Below are 9,323 nucleotides of genomic sequence, written 5' to 3' on the forward strand. Positions count from 1 at the left end.
AGGGCTGTGCCGCCCAGCCTCACCACAAGCGTTGCTTGGTGGGCAGCAAAGCTGACCACCCTACGACGGCGGTATTGCCGCGGCGCCAAGCACGAGTGAGCGCACCGCCCGTAGGTGGGCGGATTGCCGCCCACCCTCGTGAATCAACCCATACCGCCTTACGCCGCCATATCAAACACCAGCAACTCCGCACCATCGCCCTCGGTCAGGCGCAATTGCGTTTCGTCGCTCAACGCCACGCCATCGCCTTCGGTCAGCCGCTCACCATTGAGCGTCACCGCGCCGCGTGCCACTTGCACCCAGCCCAGCCGGCCCGGCGCGAGCGCAAGTTCCGCCCGATCGGCACCGTCGAGCGTCGCCGCGTAGAGGTCGGCATCCCGGCCGATGTGCACCGCGCCGTCCCGACCGTCGCCACTGGCGATCAGGCGCAGGCCATCCTTCACCGGCAAGGTGTCGATGCGCTGCTGGCCGTAGCCCGGCTGAGTTCCGCGCTGGGCCGGCAGGATCCAGATCTGCAGCAGGCGCAGCGGGTCGCTCTCGGAGGGATTGAACTCGCTGTGGCGGATGCCGGTGCCGGCGCGCATGTACTGGATCTCGCCGGGGCGGATGGTCGAGCCGTTGCCCAGGCTGTCCTTGTGCGCCAGCGCGCCGTCGATCACATAGGTGAGAATCTCCATATCGGCATGCGGATGGGTGGGAAAGCCACCGCCCGGCGCGATACGGTCGTCGTTGATCACCCGCAGCGGGCCGAAGCCCATGTGCGCCGGGTCGTGGTACTCGCCAAAGGAGAAGGTGTGCCGTGCATTGAGCCAGCCAAAGTTGGCGTGGCCGCGCGCGTCGGCCTTGCGGATCGTCATGCTCATGTCCGTGCTCCTGAATGAATTGCGATGGATTCATGATGCAGCAGGCACAATTCAAAGACAATCCGGCAAATAGGTGAATAACTGTTCGCCAATTCGCAACAATAAAAGCCGCTGCGTGCCGCGACCAGCGATGCAACCCGCTGGCTTGGAGCCCAAAGCAAACAGTGGCATTCTCTGAGTTTGCCGGCGGCCCTTGGGGTCGCCTTTTTCCCGAATTTGCAACCGGAGCAAACCGTGCCTGGCCTGTTACCCAATATCGACCCTGATGGGTTGCTCGAATACTCCGTGGTCTATACCGACCGCGCGCTCAACCACATGTCGGCCCGCTTCCAGGGCGTGATGCGCGACATCTCGCGTGTCCTCAAAACCGTCTATCACGCTGACGCCGCCGCCATCGTGCCGGGCAGCGGCACCTTCGGCATGGAGTCGGTCGCGCGTCAGTTCGCCACCGGCAAGCACTGCCTGGTGATCCGCAACGGTTTCTTCAGCTTCCGCTGGACGCAGATTCTCGAAATGGGCGGCATCCCGGCCAGCCACACCGTGCTCAAGGCGCGCAAGGCCGATGACGGCGCCCACACGCCCTTCGCCCCGGCACCGATCGACGAAGTGGTGGCCACCATCCGCGCCGAGAAACCGGCTGTGGTGTTTGCCCCGCATGTCGAAACCGCCTCGGGCATGATGCTGCCCGACGACTATCTGCGCGCCGTGGCCGACGCGGTGCATGAAGTCGGCGGCCTGTTCGTGCTCGACTGCATCGCCTCCGGCACCGTGTGGGTCGACATGGCCGCCACCGGCGTGGACGTGCTGATCAGCGCCCCGCAAAAGGGCTGGAGCGGTTCGCCCTGCTGCGCCATGGTGATGATGAACGCGCGCGCCCTGGCGGTGCTCGACACGACCACCAGCACCAGCTTTGCGGCCGACCTCAAGAAGTGGCTGCAGATCATGCAGGCCTACGAGGGCGGCGGCCACGCCTACCACGCCACCATGCCCACCGATGCGCTCACCGTGATGCGCGACATCATGCTCGAGACCGAGGCCTATGGTTTCGACAAGGTGCGCGAAGAGCAGCTCGAACTCGGCCGCCAGGCCCGCGCCGTGCTCGAAGCCAAGGGCTACAAGAGCGTTGCCGCAGCCGGTTTTCAGGCGCCCGGCGTGGTGGTGAGCTACACCACCGACCCGGAGGTGCAGACCGGCAAGAAATTTCTCGCCCAGGGCCTGCAAGTGGCCGCCGGCGTGCCGCTGCAATGTGACGAACCGGCCGACTACCGCAGCTTCCGCGTCGGCCTGTTCGGCCTCGACAAGCTGCACAACGTAGAGCGCACGGTCGCCAACCTGAAAAAGGCACTCGACGCGGTCGGCTAAGCACCGCCATCCGGCCGGGCAAAGGGGCTTGCCAGCGCCCCGCGCCCGGCCGGAGTCGCACCAGGCAATACCCGAAGCGTCGCATTCGGCCACACCGAAGTCATCGCTTGGCGCACGGCCAGACACTGCGCAACATGCGCCCATGTATCACCACATGGAGTCATGTCATGGCAGCCCTTACCCCCCAATCGTCAGTTGCTCACCCCACACAGGCGCGGCACCACCACCGCTCGCCGCTGAAAACACTGCACCGCCTTCTGCTCGCCATCGCGCTCGCCTGCACCCTGAGCGCCACGGCCAGCGCCGGCGACAGCGCGCCTCAGGCCAGCGCGGCCTCGAGCTTGGCCGTATCCTTGCCGGTCGCCGCCTCCGTCACCGCTGCGGGCGTTCTCTTTACCGCCGGTGCCGAGCTCACCCTTACCGCCGTCGAAGCCACGGCCACCGGCACGGTCTGGGTGCTTGAGCGCGCGGCCGATGGCGTCAGCGCGGCGATCGAATTCAGCGGGGAGGCGATTGCCGGCTCGGCGGTGGCGGTCGGCACCGCAATGACGGTCACCGCGGTATCCGCTGGCTGGCTGCTGTCGGCCGCGGGCGAAGCGCTGTGCCTGATTCCCAACGCGCTGGGTGAATCGCTGCTCTACGACGAGCGGATCACCCAATGAGCGCCCGCGCTTGTCTCGCCGCGCTGTGCCTGCTGCCGCTGCTCGCCCACGCCGGGCAGACCTGCGAAGCGCGCAAGCTCACGGTCGACGAACTGCGCCAGAGCCTCGCGTTGGCCGCCAGCACGGCCCAAGCGCTCGACCGCTCCGGCGCACAAGTCGTGGTGTTGGCGCGCGCCGGCCAGGATCTGTCGGACTACCGCCTGCGCTATTCGCACCTGGGCATTGCCTACCGCGATGATCGCGTGTGGCGGGTGGTGCACAAGCTCAACCAGTGCGGCAGCGACCGGGGCGATCTGTATCGCCAGGGGCTGGCCGGGTTCTTCAGCGACGGGCTGTATCGCTACGAGGCTGGCGTGGTGGTGCTGGATACCGCCGTGCAAGCCCGCATTCTCCCCGCGCTCAAGGACAACGCCCACCTGAGTCAACTGCATGAGCCGCGCTACAACATGGTGGCCTACCCGTGGAACACGCAGTATCAGCAAAGCAACCAATGGGCGATTGAAACCCTCGCCCTGTTGATCGACCCCTCGGCCAGCACCCGGCGGCGCGCCCAGGCATGGCTACGCCAGCGCGACTACCGCCCCAGCACGCTCGAGATCTCAGCCATGAAACGCTTTGGTGCGCGGGTGGGCACCGCGCATATCGACTTCGACGACCATCCCTTCGGCCGGCGCATGGCCGGGCATATCGATACGGTCACGGTCGATTCCGTTTTCGACTGGTTGCACCGCAGCGGTCTGGGCACCCGCGCGCAAACCATCGCCAGCCATGGCGCGACACGTCAGGGCCATCCACCAAACGGACTAATTCTCGGCAACAGGCCAGGCAGCGGGATGTAATCGACGAGGCTTAGCGTGAGAGGGCCAAACGCATTCGTGCGTTCGCCCCCTATCCACACGCCAAGGACCCGTCCATGCTTGCCAAACACCTGCTCGCGGCCGCCATCACCGCCGCGTTTGTACCCGCCACCGCATTCGCCGCCACCTGCACCACCCCCGACCCGGTTGCCAACGTCACCTTTGGCGCCATCGACAGTGGCGTCGCCAACATCGCCGTCGGCAATTCATGCTCGCTCGATGACCGCTTCGACGACGAAAAGCCTTGGGGCAACCAACCGAGCTTTCTGGCGCATGTATCACGCGTGAGCTTCGAGCTGATGCGCGAACGCAAGATTTCGGCTCGCGACCGCATCCGTCTGATTGCCGCCGCCAAGGCGTCTGACATCGGACGCACGCTAAACATCAAGCTGATCGGCTTCAACGATTTCCACGGCAACATCAAGGCTGGCGAGGGCTCCAGCAGCAACCCCGGCGTGGCCCGCTTTGCCACCCGCATTGACGCGCTACGCGCGCAGAACCCGCTCAACGCGGTGGTCTCCGCCGGTGACATGATCGGCGCCAGCCCGCTGACCTCGGCCTTGTTCAAGGACGAGCCGACCATTGAGGCGATGAACCGCATCGGCATCGACTTCAACGCCGTGGGCAACCACGAGTTCGACGAAGGCAAGGCCGAACTCCACCGCATGCAGCATGGCGGCAACCATGCCAGCGACGCCTTCTCCGGCCTCGGCCTGCCGCAGGACGTACGCGGCGATGGCCAGTTCGCCGGCGCGGCCTTCGAATTCCTCGCCGCCAACGTGCACGACACCACCACCGGCCAGACCGTGCTGCCGGCTTATGGGGTGAAGGACTTCCTCGGCAACAAGGTGGCTTTCGTCGGCATGACGCTCAAGGGCACGCCGACCATCGTCTCGCCCGCCGGGGTGGCCGGGCTGCAGTTCGGCGACGAGGCCGACACGGTCAACGCGCTGGTGCCCCAGCTCAAGGCCAAGGGCATTGAAAGCATCGTGGTGCTGATTCATGAAGGCGGCTTCGCGGCCGGCGGCGACAACGGCTGCGACGGCGTCTCTGGCCCGATCGTCGATATCGTCAATCGGCTCGATCCGGCGGTCGACCTGGTCATCTCCGGCCACACCCACCGTGCCTACAACTGCCTGCTCCCCAACAAGGCCGGTCAGCCGGTGCGTGTCACCTCCGCCGGCCAGTACGCCCGCATGCTGACCGACATCGACCTGACCCTCGACACCCAGACGCGCGACGTGATCGCCGTGGCCACCACCAACGTCGCCACCGGCACCGGCAGCACCACCGCCGAAGCGCCCTACATGACCGACCTGGTCGCCCACTACGACGCGCTCTCCGCCGTGCCCAAGGCGCGCGTGATCGGCACCATCACCGGCGCCATCAGCCGCAGCCAGAACGCCGCCGGCGAATCGGCCCTGGGCGACGTGATCGCCGACGCCCAGCTCGACGCCACCGACGACATCGGCTTCGGCGAAGCCGTGGTGGCCTTCATGAACCCGGGTGGCATCCGTGCCGACCTGCCCTTCAACGCCCCCGACGGCAAGGTCACCTTCGGCGACGCCTTCACCGTGCAGCCCTTCGGCAACTCGCTGGTGACCCTGACGCTCAACGGCGCGCAGCTCAAGACCCTGCTCGAAACCCAGTTCCCCGGCTGCAACGGTCAGAGCAGCACCCGCATGCTGCAAGTGTCCGCCGGCTTCGCCTACAGCTACTCGGCCAGCGCCGCCTGCAACGCCCGCATCACGGCGATGACCCTCGGCGGTGTGCCGGTCGACCCGAGCGCCGCCTACCGCGCGACGGTCAACAGCTTCCTGGCCGACGGCGGCGACGCCTTTGCGGTGCTCACCGAAGGCACCAACCGCCTCGGCGGCGCGGTCGACCTCGACGCCTTCGAAGCCTACCTGCAGGCCAACCCGGCCGGCGTCGCCCCCGGCGCGCAAGACCGCATCACCCGCCTGCCCTGAGAGCTTGTGGAGAAATCGTAGCGAGCGGGGCCGATTGCGAGGCGTGAGCGAGCAAGCAACGCAGCAATCGGCACGCGCAGCAGCTTCAATCACACGTTCTGAGCACCACAGACAACACAAGGACACTCATCCATGTTCAACAAGAAACTGCTCGTCGCAGCCCTCGCCTTTTCGGCGCTGGGCAATGCCCAGGCGGCCCGCTGGTCGCTGGTCGACACCGGCCTTGGTTTCGGCTTCAGTGACCTCAGCGCCAGGCTCGGTGGCGACACCGTCGTCACCGGCGACGTTACCGACCTCGAAGCCGGGTTCGGCAATGCCGGGCTGACCGGTGCCGACTTCGGCATCCAGCCTGTGGCCAGCGGCGACGCCGACACCGGCTATGCCCACACCCTGTTCGTCGACACCCTCGGCGACAGCGCGACCACCGCCCTCTACCTCGGCGCCGCCCATACGCTGGGCTTTGCGGCCACCTCGGCTGGCACCGCCAGCGGCTACATGGCAACTCAGGATGTCGCCGCCTACGGCATGAAGCTGCGCATCATCGGCGACGCCGGTGAAGCGGACGGCACGCCAGTCATGGTCAACTTCAGCGGCATCGCCGACATGCTGGTCGACGCCGGTCTGCCCGCCACCCACACCATCGGCATTGATCTGGATGTCACCCAGGCCGGCATGCCCGGAAGCAGCGTCAGTCTGTCGTGGTTGGGCAACAATAGCTGGCCGGTGGATGTCAGCTTTGCCTCGGCGGTCGGTCAGGAGCTCGACCTCACGCTGGCGCTGCACCTCGAGTCCACCCAGACCAGCGGCCTGAGCTACACCGCCGGTCAACACTGGGTGGCAGGGGCCTCGGCACAGTTCGACGGCCAGCTGACCGTCAGCGCCGTGCCGGAGCCAGAGCGCTACGCCATGCTGCTCGCCGGCCTCGGCCTGGTGGGCCTGATCGCGCGCCGTCGCGTGTAATGGCAGCCTGACCGCCCCCCCTTTGCAGTCAAAAGAAAGGCCCGGACTCGGTACCACCGATGTCCGGGCCTGTGTGCCATCGACAGCGTTTACTCTGCCGTCAGCACTCCGCGACGTAGTTGATCGCGCTCCATCGACTCGAACAGCGCCTTGAAGTTGCCCTCGCCAAAGCCGTCGTCGCCCTTGCGCTGGATGAACTCGAAGAACACCGGCCCGAGCTGGCATTCGGAGAAGATCTGCAGCAGCAGGCGCGGCTGGCCGCCGTCCGTCGTGCCATCAAGCAAGATGCCACGCGTCTGCAGTTCGCTCACTTTCTCGCCGTGCGCGGGCAAACGCGTCGCCAGCATCTCGTAATAGGTGGCCGGCGGTGCGCTCATCAGCGGCACCCCCGCCGCGCGCAGTTTGTCGACCGAGGCAAACAAGTCGTCAGTGATCAGCGCCACGTGCTGAATGCCCTCACCGTTGAACTTCATCAGAAACTCTTCGATCTGCCCGCTGCCCTTGGACGACTCCTCGTTGAGCGGAATGCGGATCTTGCCATCCGGCGCGGTCATCGCCTTGGAGGTGAGGCCGGTGTACTCACCCTTGATGTCGAAATAACGCAGCTCACGGAAGTTGAAGATGCGCTCGTAGAACGCCGCCCAATGCGCCATGCGACCGCGATACACGTTGTGCGTCAGGTGGTCGACCAGCTTGAAGCCGTAGCCCACCGGGTGGCGCTCCACGCCCTCGACCCAGTCAAAATCGATGTCGTAAATCGAGGTGCCGTCCTCGAAACGGTCGATCAGATACAGCGGCGCGCCGCCAATGCCCTTGATCGCCGGCAGCCGCAGCTCCATCGGCCCGGTGGGGATGTCCACCGGCTGCGCGCCCAGCTCCAGCGCCCGGCTATAGGCCTTGTGGGCGTCGCGCACGCGAAACGCCAAACCGCAAGCGGCCGGGCCGTGCTCCGCGGCAAAGTAGTGCGCCACGCTCTTCTTCTCGTTGTTGATAATGAAGTTGATGTCGCCCTGGCGGTACAACACTACGTCTTTCGAGCGGTGGGTCGCCACTTTGCTAAAGCCCAGCTTCTCGAACAGCGGCTCGAGCACATTGGGGGTGGGCGAGGCGAACTCGACGAACTCAAAGCCCATCAGCCCCATCGGATTGTCAAAAAGGTCAGCCATGTCAAAACTCCTGAAAGATCCTGAATGCCGTGACAAAACACGGCCATGAAGGTTTGGATCAATCAGGCGGCCGGAGGTGCCCCTGGCACCCCGCGCACACTGCGCGCCAGATGCTCGCCAAGGCACAACGCCGAGCGACGCAAGGGCGCGCCAAATGAACAGCGCACACGCGAAGACAGCACCAGCACACAGCCGCGCCGGCGCGAATGCGAACACCCGCAGCGACACGCACCGGGCAGACAGGCACGCGAAAGCCCCACCGGCCGTGCGGCCGGCGGCACCGAATGCCCTGCGTGATTCGCGCTCGCCATGCTGTCTCCTGTTGGGTATTCTGCTCTAGCGGCAGATGCTCCCAGTTTAGAACCGAGGCCGCGCAATGTTCTGCCAATTTGCCGGGCAGAGGCGGGATGCATTCCCTGCGTATCACCAGAAAATCACCCCATGGACGCAATAAACCGATGAAGCGCCCCCTCCTGATCGCCACCCACGCCCTTGCCATCGCGATTGGCTTCATCGGGGCCGTCTACCTGCTACCGATCCTCATTGCCCCCGACGCCGCCAGCACCGAGCAGCTGCGCGAGCGCGTCGGCGCCACCCTGTTTACCGGTCAGGTTCGCCGCGATCTCGAAGACAGCGACGCCCTCCACTGGGGCGAGGGCACGCTGCTCGTCAGTGCCAAAGCCATCGCCCTCGAAGGCAGCATCGCCCCCGGCCCGGACTACCGCCTCTACCTCTCGCCCGACTTCATCGAAACCGAAGCCGACTTCAAACGCCTCAAGCCCACGCTGGTGCAAGTCGGCAGAATCCACGGCTTCGACAACTTCATCGTCGACATCCCGCCCCACATCGACCCCGCGCGCTACACCACCGCCATCGTCTGGTGCGAAAGCTTCGGCCAGTTCATCACCGCCGCCAAATACCGCTGATCCCCATGAAACTCAACCAGCTCCCCCTCGGCGCCCGCTTCGAATACCAGGGCAAAATCCTCACCAAAACCGGCCCCATGACCGGCGCCACCGAAAAAGGCGGCTCGGTGTTCATCCCCAAATTTGCGGTGCTCAAAGCCGTCGACGGCGAAGCCCCGCCCCCGCCACCCGAGGCCGCACGCACAGTCGACGCCGACACCGTACTGGCCGCTTTCGAGGCCTATCACGGCACAGCAATGCGGCTGGTGGATGAATCGGGACGGATGGCGCTGGCGGCGGCGCGGGCGCGGTTTATCGCTGCGATGGGCTGAGGCGGCACTGGCCGGCGCCGTTCATTGTGGTACTACGCACTCACGTTGAGTAAGTGCTGCCATCGTCTAACGGTGGCGCACTTTCTGGCTACGGCCGTCAGCAAGTCGGCCAATCCAGCCATTGGGATGCCGCGCCACGAACGGCTGCATTGAGCAGGTCAGCAGTCGTAGGCTCTGAACTTGGTGCGAATGACCGGTTGGCTCTTCAGGCTACCGCCGGATTCGACCCACAAGAGACACTCATCG

General features: G+C 65.7%; 9 protein-coding genes. 7 read left to right on the forward strand and 2 right to left on the reverse strand.

The genetic code is table 11. From position 1 onward, the window contains the following. Positions 1-158: 158 nt before the first annotated feature. Positions 159-863: a pirin family protein gene (locus FHP89_RS15935; protein WP_260851637.1), complete on the reverse strand. Its 705-nt coding sequence runs from the start codon at positions 861-863 to the stop codon at positions 159-161. A 234-nt stretch (positions 864-1,097) separates the two neighbouring features. Here FHP89_RS15935 and FHP89_RS15940 point away from each other — a divergent pair, with 234 nt between their 5' ends. The 5 genes from FHP89_RS15940 to FHP89_RS15960 all read left to right on the forward strand — a co-directional run bounded on the left by FHP89_RS15940 (position 1,098) and on the right by FHP89_RS15960 (position 6,674). Then, positions 1,098-2,225, forward strand: coding sequence for an aminotransferase class V-fold PLP-dependent enzyme (locus FHP89_RS15940; protein WP_144174718.1), 1,128 nt, complete (start codon positions 1,098-1,100; stop codon positions 2,223-2,225). Between the two features lie 167 nt (positions 2,226-2,392). After that, entirely contained in the window at positions 2,393-2,887 is a 495-nt protein-coding gene (locus tag FHP89_RS15945; protein ID WP_222105420.1) for a hypothetical protein, read from the forward strand. Beyond that, entirely contained in the window at positions 2,884-3,726 is an 843-nt protein-coding gene (locus FHP89_RS15950; protein WP_144174720.1) for a DUF2145 domain-containing protein, read from the forward strand. The genes FHP89_RS15945 and FHP89_RS15950 overlap by 4 nt, the downstream gene beginning before the upstream one ends. 74 nt (positions 3,727-3,800) lie before the next feature. Next, positions 3,801-5,714, forward strand: a complete 1,914-nt coding sequence (locus FHP89_RS15955) for a bifunctional metallophosphatase/5'-nucleotidase (protein ID WP_144174721.1) — start codon at positions 3,801-3,803, stop codon at positions 5,712-5,714. Between the two features lie 132 nt (positions 5,715-5,846). Further along, positions 5,847-6,674, forward strand: a complete 828-nt coding sequence (locus tag FHP89_RS15960; RefSeq protein ID WP_144174723.1) for an FxDxF family PEP-CTERM protein — start codon at positions 5,847-5,849, stop codon at positions 6,672-6,674. A gap of 89 nt (positions 6,675-6,763) precedes the next feature. Here the strand turns inward: FHP89_RS15960 and hppD are convergent, their stop codons facing one another. After that, a complete protein-coding gene (gene hppD, locus FHP89_RS15965) occupies positions 6,764-7,840 on the reverse strand; it encodes a 4-hydroxyphenylpyruvate dioxygenase (RefSeq protein ID WP_144174731.1) in 1,077 nt (358 codons plus the stop codon). Positions 7,841-8,298: 458 nt separating this feature from the next. Between hppD and FHP89_RS15970 the strand changes: the two genes are divergently transcribed. After that, positions 8,299-8,766, forward strand: coding sequence for a DM13 domain-containing protein (locus tag FHP89_RS15970; RefSeq protein ID WP_144174733.1), 468 nt, complete (start codon positions 8,299-8,301; stop codon positions 8,764-8,766). Positions 8,767-8,771: 5 nt separating this feature from the next. Next, positions 8,772-9,077: a hypothetical protein gene (locus FHP89_RS15975; RefSeq protein WP_144174735.1), complete on the forward strand. Its 306-nt coding sequence runs from the start codon at positions 8,772-8,774 to the stop codon at positions 9,075-9,077. The last annotated feature ends 246 nt before the right edge of the window (positions 9,078-9,323 follow it).

Origin of the sequence: Denitromonas ohlonensis (assembly GCF_007625205.1) — a bacterium.
GTDB lineage: Bacteria > Pseudomonadota > Gammaproteobacteria > Burkholderiales > Rhodocyclaceae > Nitrogeniibacter > Nitrogeniibacter ohlonensis.

Excerpts from the sequence above, each read along its gene's own strand:
- FHP89_RS15935 (WP_260851637.1), bottom strand. The coding sequence starts at position 863 with ATGAGCATGACGATCCGCAAGGCCGACGCGCGCGGCCACGCCAACTTT.
- FHP89_RS15945 (WP_222105420.1), top strand. The coding sequence starts at position 2,393 with ATGGCAGCCCTTACCCCCCAATCGTCAGTTGCTCACCCCACACAGGCG.
- FHP89_RS15950 (WP_144174720.1), top strand. The coding sequence starts at position 2,884 with ATGAGCGCCCGCGCTTGTCTCGCCGCGCTGTGCCTGCTGCCGCTGCTC.
- FHP89_RS15955 (WP_144174721.1), top strand. The coding sequence starts at position 3,801 with ATGCTTGCCAAACACCTGCTCGCGGCCGCCATCACCGCCGCGTTTGTA.
- FHP89_RS15960 (WP_144174723.1), top strand. The coding sequence starts at position 5,847 with ATGTTCAACAAGAAACTGCTCGTCGCAGCCCTCGCCTTTTCGGCGCTG.
- hppD (WP_144174731.1), bottom strand. The coding sequence starts at position 7,840 with ATGGCTGACCTTTTTGACAATCCGATGGGGCTGATGGGCTTTGAGTTC.
- FHP89_RS15970 (WP_144174733.1), top strand. The coding sequence starts at position 8,299 with ATGAAGCGCCCCCTCCTGATCGCCACCCACGCCCTTGCCATCGCGATT.
- FHP89_RS15975 (WP_144174735.1), top strand. The coding sequence starts at position 8,772 with ATGAAACTCAACCAGCTCCCCCTCGGCGCCCGCTTCGAATACCAGGGC.